Origin of the sequence: Rhizobium sp. BT-226, from assembly GCF_025847085.2 — a bacterium.
Lineage (GTDB): Bacteria > Pseudomonadota > Alphaproteobacteria > Rhizobiales > Rhizobiaceae > Rhizobium > Rhizobium sophorae.
Genome location: NZ_JAOYTI010000001.1, coordinates 1,325,507 through 1,341,193, shown reverse-complemented (window position 1 = coordinate 1,341,193; position 15,687 = coordinate 1,325,507). Strand labels below are relative to the sequence as shown.

The window sequence follows — 15,687 nt, the reverse complement described above, 5'->3', positions numbered from 1 at the left end:
GGTTCCCGCTCGCCGCAAGATCACACGCGCTCGACGAAGCCGTCCAGCACGCGCTTCTGTCCGGCCCGGTCGAACTCGATCGTCAGCTTGTTGCCTTCGATGCCGGTAATGTTGCCGTTGCCGAATTTCAGGTGGAACACGCGGTCGCCGAGCGTGAATCTCGATGGCTCCGACGCGGTCGATTTCGCCACCAGCTCGCCTTCGATGGTGCGCCCCTTCGGGCCGCTTTCGCCGTAGCCGATGCGTTCGACGGCGTGGCCGGAGCGGGTGCCCCAATTGTCGCGTGTAGCGTCCGTCTTGTTGGCCTGGGCGCGTTTCCAGCCGGGAGTGGAATAGGAATTGGCGAAGGGTTCGGCCTTGTCGAAGCGGGACTGGCCGTAGCCGCCGCGGCCATACCCGCCGTAGCTCTGCTCCATTTCGGCGACCTCGACATGGGTGATCGGCAGTTCGTCGAGGAAGCGCGAGGGCAGGGTCGATTGCCAGAGGCCATGGATGCGGCGGTTGGAGACGAACCAGATGTGGCAGCGGTGCTTGGCGCGGGTGATGCCGACATAGGCGAGGCGGCGTTCCTCCTCCAGGCCGGCGCGGCCGCTCTCATCCAGCGAGCGCTGGTGCGGAAAGAGGCCCTCCTCCCAGCCGGGCAGGAAGACGGTGTCGAATTCCAGGCCCTTGGCCGAGTGCAGCGTCATGATCGAGACGGCATCAAGGTTCTCGTTGGTCTCGGCATCCATCACCAGGGAGACGTGTTCGAGGAAGCCGCGCATCGACTCGAAGCTTTCCATCGAGCGGATCAGTTCCTTGAGGTTTTCGAGGCGGCCGGGTGCTTCGGCGCTCTTGTCGTTCTTCCACATGTCGGTATAGCCGGACTCTTCGAGGATCTGCTCGGCAAGTTCGGTATGCGGCGTGTTTTCAAGCAGTTCCTGCCATCGGCGGAAAGATTGAATCACGTCGAAGAGCGCCTTTCGCGCCTTCGGCTTCAACTCGTCGGTCTCGATGATGTCGGCGGCCGCCGCAAGCATTGGTATATCGCGGGCGCGCGCGTAGTCGTGCAGCGCGCGCACCGTCGTGTCGCCGAGGCCGCGCTTCGGCGTGTTGATGATGCGTTCGAAGGCGAGGTCGTCGGAGGCTTGAGCGACCAGGCGGAAATAGGCCATGGCATCGCGGATTTCCAGGCGCTCGTAGAAGCGCGGGCCGCCGATGACGCGGTAATTGAGGCCGAGGGTGACGAAGCGGTCTTCGAATTCGCGCATCTGGAAGGAGGCGCGCACGAGGATCGCCATGTCGTTCAAGAGATGCTTACCGCGCTGGAGCTGCTCGATCTCCTCGCCGATGGCGCGGGCTTCCTCCTCCGAATCCCAGGAGGCGTGCACCTGCACCTTGACGTCGTCCGGATCGGAGCGGTCGGTGAACAGCGTCTTGCCGAGCCGGCCTTCATTATGGGCGATCAGATGGGCGGCGGCTCCGAGGATATGCTCGGTCGAACGGTAGTTGCGCTCGAGCTTGATGACCTTGGCGCCGGGGAAATCCTTTTCGAAGCGCAGGATATTGTCGACCTCCGCGCCGCGCCAGCCATAGATCGACTGGTCGTCGTCGCCGACGCAGCAGACGTTCTGCGGCTCGCCCTTGGCGCGTTGGGCGAGGAGCCTCAACCACATATACTGGGCGGTGTTGGTGTCCTGGTACTCGTCGACGAGGATATAGCGGAAGCGGCCGTGATATTCCTTCAAGAGATCCGGGTTCTTGCGGAAGATCGCGATCGGATGCATCAGCAGGTCGCCGAAGTCGCAGGCGTTCAGCGTCGTCAGGCGTGCCTGATAGGCGAAATAAAGATCGCGGCCGCGGCCATTGGCGAAGGCGCGGGCGTCGCCCTCGGGGATATCGGCAGGGCCGAGACCCCTGTTCTTCCAGGTGTCGATCATGCCTGCGAACTGCTTGGCCGGCCAGCGCTTGTCGTCGAGGCCTTCGGCCTGGATCAACTGCTTGATCAGGCGGACGACGTCGTCAGTATCGAGAATGGTGAAATCGGAGCGCAGCCCGACGAGTTCCCCATGGCGGCGCAGCAGCTTGACGCCGATCGAGTGGAAGGTGCCGAGCCAGGGCATGCCTTCGACGGCGCCGCCGACGAGCAAAGCGATGCGCTCCTTCATCTCGCGGGCAGCCTTGTTGGTGAAGGTGACGGCGAGGATCTGAGAGGGGAAGGCGCGTCCGGTGTTGAGGATATGGGCGATGCGGGTCGTCAGTACGCGCGTCTTGCCGGTGCCGGCGCCGGCGAGCACGAGGACGGGGCCTTCCAACGTTTCGACGGCTTCGGTCTGCTCGGGGTTCAACCCGGCGAGGTAATCGGGCCGCTTGCCGCCGTCGCGAGCCGCCATGGCGCGGGCGGCGATGCCGCCACCGGCGGCGGGCGCCCTTTCGGCGGGTGCGGCAGGCGGCTGCGGCTTGCGCGCCATCTCGCCCGGCTCTTCGTCGAAGAAGGGCATATCGTCGAAACTATTGCTCATGGCGCGTAATGTAGTGATTCGGGAAGGAAAGGCCAGAAAAGATGTTCTGCTTTCATTCCCGAGCCGGCGCTATTCCAGGCGGCATGTTGCGGGCGGCAATACCGCCGCCGAGCCCGGCTGCCGTCGGCGTGCGTGTGTGCGGGGCTAAAAATTTCCGATCGCGACGTGTCGGATCGGGCGCCGGTGAGGCGTCCTTGGGTCATCGGACAGCAGTCCGGATCACACCCATCAACAAGGAGGCCGATTCATGCCGAAGGTCGTTTCAAATCTCTGGTTCGCCGAGGAAGCGCGCGAAGCCGTCGAATTCTACGTGTCTGTTATCCCGGACTCGAGGATCGGCCGCACCACCATACTTCAGGCGGAAACGCCGAGCGGGCCTCCCGGCAGCGTCGAGCTGATCGAGTTCACGCTCGCCGAACAGGCATTTCTGGCGATGAAGGCCGGCCCGCTCGATAGCTTCAACCACTCCTTCTCGATCGCGATTCTTGTGGAAAGCCAGGCCGAGATCGATCGGATATGGGAGGCCTTCCTCGCCAATGGCGGCACGCCGGAGGCCTGCGGCTGGCTGAAGGACCGCTGGGGCCTTTCCTGGCAGATCGTGCCGCGCGTGCTGTCCGAGATGATCTCCGACAGCAACAGTGAGCGGGCCAGACGGGTGACCGAAGTGATGCTCGGCATGGTCAAGATCGATGTCGCCGCTCTGGAGAAGGCATTCAACGGCTGAGTCGCGCGGGTAGGCGCATGATCGCGATGCGGGGCGCATGGCTGGGATAGGCCGTTTTCCAGCATGTCTGGAGCGGATCGGCACACGCTGTCCCGCATCGACTTTGGGCAGATTGACCGCCAAATCGTCGATTTCTCCAGTGCTCGAATCACGGGCGACATTGCACACCCTTTTCATCTTTCTGTCACGTCGCGAAATGTGCTGATATCGCAATGGCATCCTTCTCAACTACAATAAGAGACAGTTTCGTAGAGTAAAAAAATAACCGGTGCATGCACGTTTTTGTGCATTGCCAGAAACAGCCGGTGAGCGTGGAATATACCTGTGAAACTATTGATTCTTAGGAATGTCGTGTCCATCTCCTTGGTATGACGACCTAGAGCCTGTGGCATTAACCTTGAATGGAGGGCCCATGCTGAGCGAATCCGTATTTGATGCGTTCACCCGCAGCTATGATGCGCGTCGCGAAACCGATATGTCGATCGCGGAGTATCTCGACCTTTGTAAAAAAGAACCGCTTGCCTATGCCAATGCGACCGAGCGCCTGCTGGCCGCGATTGGCGAGCCGCAGATGGTCGATACCGCCAGGGACACGCGCCTCGGCCGGATATTCATGAACCGGACTATCCGGATCTATCCGGCCTTTGCCGGCTTCCATGGCATGGAAGAGACAATCGAACGCATCGTTTCCTTCTTCCGGCATGCGGCGCAGGGGCTCGAGGAGCGCAAACAGATCCTTTATCTTCTCGGCCCGGTCGGTGGCGGCAAGTCATCGCTGGCGGAGCGGCTGAAGCTGCTGATGGAGGTTCATCCGATCTACGTGCTGAAGGCGGGTGATGAGATCAGCCCCGTTTTCGAAAGTCCGCTCAACCTCTTCGACCCGGACACGATGGGATCGCTCCTGCAGGAGCAATATGGCATTCCCCTGCGCCGCCTGAATGGATTGATGAGCCCGTGGTGCCTGAAGCGGCTTGATGACTTCGGAGGAGATATTTCCCGCTTCCGTGTCGTCAGAGTACAGCCTTCGCGGTTGCGCCAGATCGCCATCGCCAAGACCGAGCCTGGAGACGAGAACAATCAGGATATTTCGTCGCTGGTCGGCAAGGTCGATATCCGCAAGCTGGAGACCTATTCCCAGAACGATCCCGATGCCTACAGCTATTCGGGCGGCCTCAACCGCGCCAACCAGGGCGTGCTCGAATTCGTCGAGATGTTCAAGGCGCCGATCAAGATGCTGCATCCGCTGCTGACGGCGACGCAGGAGGGGAACTATATCGGTTCCGAGAATATCGGCGCCATACCCTTCTCCGGCATCGTCCTTGCGCATTCGAACGAAGCGGAATGGCAAACCTTCAAGGCCAACAAGAACAACGAGGCCTTCATCGACCGTATCTGCGTGATCAAGGTGCCCTATTGCCTGCGCGTCACGGAAGAGCAGAAGATCTACGAAAAGCTGATCGAGGGATCGGAACTCGCCGATGCGCCATGCGCTCCGGCGACGCTCGAAATGCTGGCCCGCTTCTCCGTGCTTTCGCGTCTGCGCAAACATGAGAATTCGACGTACTTCTCGAAAATGCGTACCTATGACGGCGAAAGCCTGAAAGAGACGGACCCGCGCGCCCGCAGTGTCCAGGAATATCGGGATGCCGCCGGCATCGACGAAGGCATGGACGGCATATCGACCCGCTTCGCCTTCAAGGTGCTCGCTTCCACCTTCAATCACGACACCACGGATATCGGTGCCGATCCGGTTCACCTGATGTATGTGCTGGAGCAGTCGATCCGCCGCGAGCAGTTTTCCGACGATGTCGAGAAGCGTTATCTGGAGTTCATCAAGGCCGATCTTGCGCCGCGTTACGCAGAGTTCATTGGCAATGAGATTCAGAAGGCCTATCTTGAATCCTATGCGGACTACGGACAGAATCTGTTCGACCGCTACGTCGATTATGCCGATGCCTGGATCGAAGACGTGGACTTCAAGGATCCCGATACCGGCCAGCTTCTCGATCGCGAGCTCCTCAACCAGGAACTGACGAAAATCGAAAAGCCGGCGGGAATTGCCAATCCGAAGGATTTCCGCAACGAAATCGTCAAGTTCTCGTTGAGGTCGCGGGCAGCCAACGGCGGAAAGAATCCGTCATGGACGAGCTACGAGAAGATCCGGGAAGTTATCGAAAAGCGAATGTTCTCGCAGGTCGAGGATCTTTTGCCGGTCATTTCCTTCGGATCGAAGAAGGATTCGGAAACAGAAAAGAAGCACAGCGAATTCGTCTCGCGCATGGCTGCGCGGGGCTACACGGAGAGGCAGGTTCGGCGCCTCGTCGAATGGTACATGCGCGTCAAACAGGCAAGTTAATGTGGAGCCAATATGCACATTGTCGACCGTCGGCTAAATCCGCGCGGTAAAAGTCTGGAAAATCGGCAACGGTTTCTTCGGCGCATGAAAGGCGCCGTGCAGCAGGCGGTAAAGCGTTCTCTGCAAAACCGGAACATTCGCGATGTGCTCGACGGCGGTGAGATCAGCCTGCCGATCGATGGAATGGCCGAACCGAGCCTTCGAAGGGGCGGCGGCGGCATCGCCGATCACATCCTGCCGGGAAACAGAGCCTTCGTCGAAGGCGATATCATTCCGCGGCCGCCGGGCGGGAAAGGCGGAAAGCCAAAAGATGCAGGGGAAGGCGACGGCGAGGATGGCTTCCGTTTCGTGCTGACGCGTGAGGAATTCCTCGATGTGTTCCTCGACGACCTGGAACTGCCCGATCTTGCCAAGCGGCGTCTGGCCGAAACCGAGGAGGAAATTCCATCGCGGGCCGGCTATTCCGTGTCAGGGTCGCCGTCCAACATCGCCGTCGGCCGCACGACGAGGCTCGCGATGATGCGCCGCGTCGCGCTTCACCGTCCGCGCCGAGAAGAGATCGAAGCCCTGCAGCGGCAGATCGACGAATGCGAGGACGACGAGAGCCGCCTGGCGCTCGAGGCGAAACTCAAATCCCTGACGGAAAAAAGCCGGCGCATTCCCTATATCGATCCGCTCGACGTGCGGTATCGCCGCTTCGAAAACGAGCCGAAGCCTGTGGCGAAGGCGGTGATGTTCTGCCTGATGGACGTTTCCGGCTCCATGTCGGAGCACATGAAGGATCTGGCGAAGAGGTTCTACCTGCTGCTCTATCTCTTCCTGTCAAAGCGCTACAAGAAAGTGGAGATCGTCTTCATCCGTCACACAGACAAGGCGGAGGAGGTCGACGAGGAAACCTTCTTCTATGGTCCGGCGACGGGCGGCACGCTGGTATCCAGTGCGCTAGCGGCAATGCGCGGGATCATCGCGGCGCGTTTCGATCCGGCAGAGTGGAATATCTACGGCGCCCAGGCTTCGGACGGCGACAATGCCCATTCGGACGGAAACCTGACCGGACAGCTGCTGCGCGAGATTTTGCCGCTGTGCCAGTATTTCGCCTATATCGAGGTCGGCGAAGAAGGCGGCGACTCCTCGGTATCCCGTTCACCGCTTTGGATGCTCTATGACGGGATCCGTTCCGAGCTGCCGCTTTCGATGCGCAAGGTCTGCCGGCGAAGCGAAATATTCCCTGTTTTCCACGATCTGTTCCAGAAACGTGAAGCACAGTCGAGGGTGACGCCATGACCACGACGATGAGGCCAAGAGAGCGGCTGCTGTTCGAGGGGGCTGACTGGGATTTCGCAACGCTCCAGCGCATCCACGACGCCTGCGAGGAGATCGCGCTCGGCGAACTCGGCCTCGACGTCTACCCGAACCAGATCGAAGTCATCACCTCGGAGCAGATGCTCGATGCCTATTCCTCGACCGGCATGCCGCTCTTTTACCGCCATTGGTCCTTCGGCAAGCACTTCGCGCATCACGAAGCCTTCTACCGCCGCGGGATGCGCGATCTTGCCTACGAGATCGTCATCAACAGCTCTCCCTGCATCTCCTACCTGATGGAGGAGAACACGGCGACGATGCAGACGCTCGTCACCGCGCATGCGGCCTTCGGCCACAACCACTTCTTCAAGAACAACTATCTCTTCAAGCTCTGGACCGATGCGGAGGGCATCCTCGATTATCTCGACTTCGCTAAGGGTTACATCACCCGCTGCGAGGAGCGTTACGGCGAGACGGCCGTCGAGCGGACGCTCGATGCGGCGCATGCGCTGATGTCGCACGGCGTGCATCGATATGCGGGCAAGACCACGATCGACCTTCGCCAGGAGGAGAAGCGGCTGCAGGAGCGCCGCGCCCACGAGGAGCAGATGTTCAACGACCTGTGGCGCACGGTTCCCGTCGGCAAGGCCCGGAAGGCCGGCGACAGCGGCTTGGAAAAGCGCCGCGCCGCCCTCGGGCTCCCGCAGGACAACATCCTATACTTTCTGGAAAAGTCGGCGCCGCGGCTGCAGCCGTGGCAGCGCGAGATCCTTCGCATCGTCCGCCATGTCGCACAATATTTCCATCCCCAGCGGCAGACCAAGGTGATGAACGAGGGAACCGCCACCTTCGTCCACTACCAGATCATGAACCGGCTTCACGAACGAGGGCAGATCAGCGACGGAAACTTCCTCGAATTCCTGAAGTCGCACGCCAACGTCGTGTTCCAGCCGAGCTATGACGACCGGCGCTTCTCCGGCTTCAACCCCTATGCGCTTGGTTTTGCGATGATGCAGGATATCGAGCGGATCGTCACGAAACCGACGGATGAGGACCGCGCATGGTTTCCTGATATCGCGGGACGCGGCGATGCGATGGCCGTCCTGCGCGACATCTGGGCCAATTACCGGGACGAGAGCTTCATCAGCCAGTTTCTGAGCCCGAACCTGATCCGGCAGTTGCGGCTGTTCCATCTCTACGACGATCCGGAACAGACCGAGGGGGTGCTGGTTTCGGCGATCCACAATGAGCGCGGATACTTGCGCATCCGCCGCCAGCTCTCCCGCGAATACGATATCGGCTGGACCGATCCCGCCATCGATATCGTCGATGTCGATCTCGCCGGCGACCGCCGGCTGCTGCTGCAACATATCATGATGAATGGCTGCTATCTGCAGGAAGCCGATACGAAGCTCGTCCTGCAACATCTCGCCGATCTCTGGGGCTATGACGTTTTGCTCCAGGAAATCGACAGTTCCAGCACGGTGGCGAGAAAACACACGGCCAGCCCGCGCAAGATCGTTCAGTGATCCAGCATTTTTCTTGAGGCGCCGGGCTTAAAGGGCTAGGCGTGACTCTGGCGCCCCTCGATATGATGATTGCCGCTCATGCCGTCGCAACGGCCGCGACCCTCGTCACACGCGACGAGGCTTTTGCTCGTGTTTCGGAACCTTTGAAGATCGATGACTGGGCGAATGAAGGAAGCTGAATCGTCCACGCCGCCTCTCATGCCCGGAAAACGCGGGCCGACGATCAGCAATTATCGGTGGCAACGAACACAAAGGCTTAGTAACTTACCGCCGCTGCAATAGCCCATGATCTCAAATCGACCAATTTCAGCCTTTGCAGCGATCTTTCCTGGGGGCGGATAGCGCGGAGACGAGAGACCATGAGTGAAACGCGGCGCAAGCTGACGACGATCTTCTGTGCTGACGTGCAGGATTATACGCGGCTGATGGGGGTTGACGAGGAGGGGACGCTTGCGAGCCTGAAGCGCTGCCGGGAAGCGATGGCGCGCCTGATCGAAAGCCATGGTGGCCGCGTCATCAATACCTGGGGCGATGGGCTGATCGCCGATTTCCCGAGCGTCGTCGAGGCGGTGCGTGCGGCCGTCGACACCCAGAACGAACTCGCGGGCTTCAACGCCCGCCGCCCGGCTGACGGTCGCATGCTCTTCCGCATCGGCATCAATCTCGGCGACGTGATCGTCGAGGGCGACGACATCTATGGCGACGGCGTCAATATTGCGGCGCGGCTGCAGACGTCGGCTGCGGCCGGCGGCATCGTCATATCAAATACCGTTTACGATCAGGTCCGCAACAAAGTGGCGGTCGGCTTCGAGTTTCTCGGGCCGCTGATGGTGAAGAACGTCGACGAAGGCGTGCCGAGCTACGCGGTGAAGATCGGCGATGCCAAGGATGAGACGCCATCTGCAGAACGATCAGGCCCCGCTGGGCCGCAGCCGGCGCCGGTTATGGCGGCAGCCAAGGCCGAGACAATCCCAGCACCGGGCGGACACAGGCTGTATGGCGTGCTCGGCGTCATCGCCGCCGTCCTGATCGGTATCAATATCCTGTCGTGGCAGGGCGTCTTCTGGGCGCGTTTTCCGGTGCTCGCGCTTGCCGTCGTCGCGGCGCTCGCCTGGAACCGCGATCAGATCCTGTTCAACCGCAAGATCACCTCGCTGGCGATCCTGGCGCTTGGCCTTGCCGGCATCAACCTTTTCACCTGGACGGGGCAGTTCTGGGCGGTGTGGCCAATACTGGGGATTGCGGCCGTCATGGGCGTGCGGTGGTCGATGCGCCGATAGGCATCGAACCCGCATCTCCAGAAATCTGCCCGAAAATCGGCGGTGTCAAAGACACGGGCGAGTGTTCATTCAAGCAAAAGTGAGCGTCCGGGTTATTTCCATTCTTTGCTGATATTACAAATCGGTAATGCCGGCTGCTTATGCTTGCTGGTAAACTGTAAACGCGCGATATTGTCGCATCAGACGGGAATCTCGATCCCGCAGCGCCTCTTTCGACCGACCCTGGTCCAACCTCGAGTCCCTCCGGAGACGTGAATGGCATTTTGGAAGCAGTTTGTACTTTCGCTCATCGTCATTATTGCCGGCTTTGCCGCGTGGGTTTTCTTCGCGCCTGCCGCTGGCGATACGATGCGCGACGCAGGCATTCCAGACAGCATCGTTTCCAAGATCGCGCCGAAGGCCGAGGAGACGACCGATGCTCCGGCCCGGGCGCAAGGGCAGCAGCGGGGTGAGGGGCAGGCACAGGGGGGGCGCCGCAGTGGCGGTGGGCGCAACAACACTATTCTCGTCGCAACGCAGGCGGTCGTCCAGGGTATCGTCAATGACCGGCTCAACGCAATCGGCACGGGTGACGCGATCCGTTCGGTCGCGGTCACGCCCCAGGCATCGGGCACGATCCGCGAAATCCTCATCAAGTCGGGCGACAGGGTGAAGGCCGGCCAGGTGCTGGCCAAGCTCGACAGCGAGGAGCAGGTGATCGCCCGCGGCCAAGCTGATGTGGCGGTCAAGGCCGCCGTCGAGAAGTCCAATCTCTATCACAACATCAAATCCAGCGTGTCGCGCATGGACGTGTTCGATTCGGAGATCGCCGAGCAGGGGGCGCGGCTGCAGCTGCAGGCGGCCGAACTCAATCTCGCCCGGCGCAACATCACCGCACCGATTGACGGCATCGTCGGCATCGTGCCGGTCAATATCGGCGACAACGTCACGACGAGCATCCCGATCGTCACGCTCGACGACCGTTCGGAAATCCTGGTCGACTTTTGGGTACCGGAGCGCTTCGCCAACACCGTTGAGGTCGGCCAGCCGGTCGAGGCGATGTCGGTCGCAAGGCCCGGGCAAGTGTTCTCGGGGGTGATTGAGGCGGTCGACAATCGTATTGATGCGGCGAGCCGTACGTTGCGCCTGCGCGCCAAGATCGACAACTCTTCGGACGAGTTGCGTGCGGGCATGTCCTTCAGCGTCAGTATGAAATTCCCCGGAGACAAATATCCGGCGGTCGATCCACAGTCCGTACAGTGGGATTCGCAAGGGTCCTTCGTCTGGCAGGTGACGAACGATAAGTCGCACAAGGTGCGGGTGAGCGTCGTGCAGCGCAATCCCGACTTCATTCTCGTCAAGGCCGACCTCAAGGACGGCGACAACATCGTGACGCAGGGCCTCCAGCGCGTGCGTGAGGGTGGGGCGGTGCGCGTAAGCGGCGATGTCGCCGCGACTGCGGAGGTCGCCACCCAATGAACGTGACCGAGATTCATCAGGACAGGGCGTCGGGCAAGCAGAGCTTCACCGCACTTTTCGTTCGCCGGCCGATCCTGGCGCTGGTGTTCAATACGCTGATGGTCGTTGCCGGCCTTGCCGCCTATGTCGGCGTCGAGGTACGCGAACTGCCGGATGTCGACCGTCCCGTCGTCACCGTGCGCACCACATTCGATGGTGCATCACCGCAGACGATCGACCAGGAACTGACCAAGGTGATCGAGGGGGCAGTCGCGCGCGTCAGTGGCCTGAAATCGATTTCGTCGACCTCGTCCTTCGGCCAGAGCCGAGTGACGCTGGAATTCTCGGATGCGATCGATCTTTCGGTCGCCGCCAACGACGTGCGCGACGCGATCGGCCGCATTACCCAGAACCTGCCCGACGAAGCGGACGCGCCGCAGATCGTCAAGGCGGATTCGGATTCCTCGGCGATCATGCGCCTTGCCGTCACCTCCACCAATCTCAACATGGACGACCTGACCCAACTCGTCGAAAACGAGGTGATCGATCGCCTCGCCTCCGTCGACGGGGTTGCCGACGTCGAGGAATATGGCGACCAGGAGAAGGTGTTCCGCGTCGATGTCGACCAGGGGGCGCTTGCCAGCCGCGGGCTGACCATCGGCGACCTGACCAAGGCGCTCGACAATGCCGCACTCGACGTGCCGGCTGGCTCGCTGAAGAGCAATACGCAGGATATCGTGGTGCGCGCCACCGCCAACCTGCAGACCCCGGCGGATTTTTCCAACGTCATCCTGCAGGACCGCGTCAGGCTCGGCGACGTCGCGACGGTGATGCTTGGGCCACGCGACGGCGAAACGGCGCTGCGCTCCAACGGTAAGCCGGGTATCGGCCTCGGCATCATCCGCCAGGCGCAGTCGAATACGTTGAACATCTCGACCGGCATCAAGGTGGCCGTCGACCAGCTGTCGAAGACGCTGCCCGAGGGCACGACGATTGCCATCACCAGCGACGACGCCGTCTTCATCCAGGGTGCGATCCACGAAGTGGTGCTGGCGCTGGTGCTTGCCGCCGTCATCGTCACCGCCGTCATCTACCTCTTCCTGCGCGACTGGCGGGCGACGCTGATTCCGGCGGTCAGCATGCCTGTGGCGCTGATCGGCACGCTGGCGGCGATCTACATGGTCGGCTTCTCGATCAACATCCTGACGCTGCTCGCGATCGTGCTGGCGACCGGCCTCGTTGTCGACGATGCGATCGTGGTGCTCGAAAATATCGTACGCCGGCGCTCCGAAGGCATGGGGCCGCGCGCTGCTGCCGTGCTCGGAACGCGCGAGGTGTTCTTCGCCGTCATCGCCACGACGGCGACACTGGCGGCGGTGTTCATTCCGCTCTCCTTCCTGCCGGGACAGGTCGGTGGCCTCTTCCGCGAATTCGGCTTCGTGCTCGCCTTCTCGGTCGGGCTGTCGTCGATCGTGGCGCTGACGCTGTGTCCGATGCTTGCCTCGCGCATGCTGACCAAGCCGATGCTCGAAGATCACGGCATGCTCGGCCGCTTCGGCGAGGCGCTCGCCGATCTCTACAAATGGGCGCTGCGCGGCTGTCTCAATGCGCCTTTCGTCGTCATCCTGTTCTCGGTGATCTTTGCCGGTGCGGCACTCGTTGCTTTCTCGACGGTGAAGAGCGAGCTGACGCCCGAAGAGGACCGGTCGATGGTGATGATGCGGCTGACGACGCCGCAGGGATCGAGCCTCGAATATACCCGCGACAAGATGCAGCTCGTCGAGGAATATCTGCAGCCGCTGGTCGACAGCGGCGACATCCGCAATATCTTCTCGATCTCCGGCCAGGGCGGTTCGCTGAACAGCGGCTTCATGGTGCTGACGCTCGCCCCTTGGGGAGAGCGTGACAGGACGCAGACGGAGATCGTCGGCGATATCAACCAGGCAGCCTCCAGGGTGCCGGCCCTGCGCGGCAATGCCATTTCATCGAACAGCCTTCGTATCCGCGGCGCCGGCAGTGGTCTGCAGATGGCGCTGATCGGCAATGATCACGAGGCGCTGACGGCGGCCGCCGCCAAGCTGGTTCAGTCGCTTGAGGCCACCGGCCAGTACGATACGCCGCGCCTGACCAACGAGCCGAGCCAGGCGCAGGTATCGGTGGCGATCGATCGCGAGCGCGCCTCGGATCTCGGCATCGACATAACCGGGCTTTCGACGGCAATCCAATCACTGCTCGAAGGGCGATCGGTGGTCGACGTCTTCGTCGACGGCGAATCCTATCCCGTGCTTCTGACCTCGACGACGCGGCCGATCGACGATCCGACCGACCTTGAGAACGTGTTCCTGAAAACCGGCGACGGCAAGATCGTGCCGATGTCGGTTATCGCCACGATGAAGGAAGGTTCGGTCGCGCCGCAGCTGAACCGCGAGCAGCAGCTCGCCTCCGTCGCGATCACCGCCGGCCTCAGGAACGGCATGTCGCTCGGCGATGCCGTCAGCCAAGTTACGGCTCTTGCCGAGCCGCTGTTGCCGCCGGGCTCCCGCCTGTTGCCGCTCGCCGAGGCTGCGACGCTCGAAGAGAATTCGAGCGGCATGGCGCTGACCTTCGGTTTTGCCATCGTCATCATCTTCCTGGTGCTAGCCGCCCAGTTCGAAAGCGTGCTGTCCTCGCTGATCATCATGTCGACGGTGCCGCTTGGTCTTGCCTGCGCCGTCTTCGCACTTGTTATCACCGGCTCCAGTCTCAACATCTACAGCCAGATCGGCCTGGTGCTGCTCGTCGGCGTCATGGCGAAGAACGGTATCCTGATCGTCGAATTCGCCAATCAGCTGCGCGACCGGGGCGAGGATGTGAGGACCTCGATCGAGAAGGCCTGCGCGCTGCGACTTCGCCCCGTGATGATGACGATGATCGCCACCATTCTCGGCGGTGTGCCGCTGGTCTTTGCCCATGGCGCCGGTGCCGAAGCACGCGTTGCGCTCGGCTGGGTGATCGTCGGCGGTCTCGGTTTCGCGACGCTGGTGACGCTGTTAATCACGCCGGTCGCCTACCTACTGCTTGCCCGCTTCGCCAAGCCGCACGCCCACGAGGAAGCGCGACTGCACGAAGAGATGTCGATTGCCACACGGCCGCGCGCCGCACCCGACGACGAGCAGCTGCAGGCCGCCGAATAGGATTTTCATCCAATTTGAAAACGCCGCCGGATCTCCTCCTGCGGCGTTTCTTATGGTGTATGAAACCTTGCGAAATAAGATAAATTACTTCTGAAGTTTAGGCGTTTGTTAAGCATAAACGGCAATGATTGTTACCAGTAACCGACTGGTCTTCTTCGTTTCTTGAAGGCTGCGGTGCGCTGGAGTTTCAGCGACCCCGGACATGAATGTCCGTGCGGCACGGTTCATTTTTAGTGCAGTTTGCGTCTGTTGTGTTTTGGAGTTTAGTCCCGTGAGTCTTTATCAGCGCGTCTCCGTGGATGCGGCGCTTTATGTGCTGCGCGATATCAATCGGAATATGACGGTCACGCAGAACCACATCACGACGGGTATGCGTGTCGCAAAAGCCAGCGACAACGCCGTCTACTGGTCGATCGCCACCACCGCGCGGACCGACAATAAAGCGGTTTCGGCCATCCAGGATGCGCTCGGCATGGCCGCAGCGACGATGGGGACGGCCTATACCGGCGTTCAGAGCGTCATCGACGTCGTCTCCGAAATCAAGGCCAAGCTGGTCGCCGCGACCGAAGACGGCATCGACAAGAACAAGATCAACGAAGAGATCAAGCAACTGCAGGAGCAGCTGCGCAGCGTTTCGGAATCGGCGACCTTCAACAGCGACAACTGGGTGGTCCTCACCAACGACGCGACGCCGACGCAGCCGCGCCAGATCCCGGCCTCGTTCATCCGCAACGCCGACGGCACGATCTCGATCGGCATGCTGAGCTACCATATCGACAATACGCCGGTCGGGGCGACGACCTCCAAGGACGCGCGCTATCTGATCGACGACCGGGCCACCGGTTCCGGCGAATACGGGGTGCTGACATCGGCCTATTTCGCCACCGAACTTGGTGCTGCGCAAAATTACGTGCTGATGACGAGCAAGAATGGCACCACCACCGGGCAGGTGGTGATCTCGGTGACATCAAGCACGACGCAGGGCCAGATCGGCCAGATGATCGGCGTCGTCGATGCCGCGCTGACGCAACTGACGACGGTCGGTTCGGCCTTCGGCGCGCTGGAAAAGCGCATCAACCTGCAGAACGACTTCGCCACGAAACTGCACGACAACATCACCGCCGGCATCGGCCGGCTTGTCGATGCCGACATGGAGGAGGAGTCAAGCAGGCTGCGGGCGCTGCAGACGCAGCAGCAGCTCGGCCTGCAATCGCTGAACATCGCCAACGCCACCTACGACACCGTGCGGCAGCTGTTTCAGAATTTTTAAAGATGCGGGTCATCCAGACACTCGCCCTCGTGGTTCGAGACGGCCCTGGGCCTCCTCACCATAAGGGCTGATCGTCGTAGCCTGCGGCATCTTGCGGGATGTCGAGCGCTGCCAA

General features: G+C 61.3%; 9 protein-coding genes and 1 pseudogene. 9 read left to right on the top strand and 1 reads right to left on the bottom strand.

Annotated elements, in window-relative coordinates; genetic code table 11:
* Positions 1–20: 20 nt before the first annotated feature.
* Positions 21–2,501, bottom strand: a complete 2,481-nt coding sequence (locus OIU37_RS06840; RefSeq protein ID WP_264256648.1) for an ATP-dependent helicase — start codon at positions 2,499–2,501, stop codon at positions 21–23.
* Positions 2,502–2,748: 247 nt separating this feature from the next.
* On the opposite strand from OIU37_RS06840, the gene OIU37_RS06835 reads away from it, so the two are divergent.
* The 9 genes and pseudogenes from OIU37_RS06835 to OIU37_RS06795 all read left to right on the top strand — a co-directional run bounded on the left by OIU37_RS06835 (position 2,749) and on the right by OIU37_RS06795 (position 15,572).
* Positions 2,749–3,225 (top strand): VOC family protein, encoded by a 477-nt coding sequence (locus tag OIU37_RS06835; protein ID WP_264256647.1) that lies wholly within the window; start codon positions 2,749–2,751, stop codon positions 3,223–3,225.
* A gap of 412 nt (positions 3,226–3,637) precedes the next feature.
* Entirely contained in the window at positions 3,638–5,581 is a 1,944-nt protein-coding gene (locus OIU37_RS06830) for a PrkA family serine protein kinase (protein ID WP_168310012.1), read from the top strand.
* Positions 5,582–5,593: 12 nt separating this feature from the next.
* Positions 5,594–6,865, top strand: coding sequence for a YeaH/YhbH family protein (locus tag OIU37_RS06825; protein WP_171604041.1), 1,272 nt, complete (start codon positions 5,594–5,596; stop codon positions 6,863–6,865).
* Positions 6,862–8,412 (top strand): SpoVR family protein, encoded by a 1,551-nt coding sequence (locus OIU37_RS06820; RefSeq protein ID WP_264256643.1) that lies wholly within the window; start codon positions 6,862–6,864, stop codon positions 8,410–8,412. Before OIU37_RS06825 ends, OIU37_RS06820 begins: the two co-directional genes overlap by 4 nt.
* A gap of 35 nt (positions 8,413–8,447) precedes the next feature.
* Positions 8,448–8,591, top strand: a pseudogene (locus OIU37_RS06815) (PIN domain-containing protein); the annotation flags it as partial.
* Positions 8,592–8,771: 180 nt separating this feature from the next.
* Positions 8,772–9,692: an adenylate/guanylate cyclase domain-containing protein gene (locus tag OIU37_RS06810; protein ID WP_182208895.1), complete on the top strand. Its 921-nt coding sequence runs from the start codon at positions 8,772–8,774 to the stop codon at positions 9,690–9,692.
* Between the two features lie 255 nt (positions 9,693–9,947).
* Positions 9,948–11,150, top strand: a complete 1,203-nt coding sequence (locus OIU37_RS06805; RefSeq protein ID WP_182208896.1) for an efflux RND transporter periplasmic adaptor subunit — start codon at positions 9,948–9,950, stop codon at positions 11,148–11,150.
* The gene (locus OIU37_RS06800) at positions 11,147–14,302 is read left to right on the top strand and encodes an efflux RND transporter permease subunit (RefSeq protein ID WP_264256640.1); all 3,156 of its coding nucleotides are present in this window, start codon (positions 11,147–11,149) and stop codon (positions 14,300–14,302) included. Before OIU37_RS06805 ends, OIU37_RS06800 begins: the two co-directional genes overlap by 4 nt.
* Positions 14,303–14,573: 271 nt before the next feature.
* On the top strand, positions 14,574–15,572 hold the full coding sequence (locus tag OIU37_RS06795; protein WP_240602834.1) for a flagellin: 999 nt from the start codon (positions 14,574–14,576) through the stop codon (positions 15,570–15,572).
* Positions 15,573–15,687: the final 115 nt, after the last annotated feature.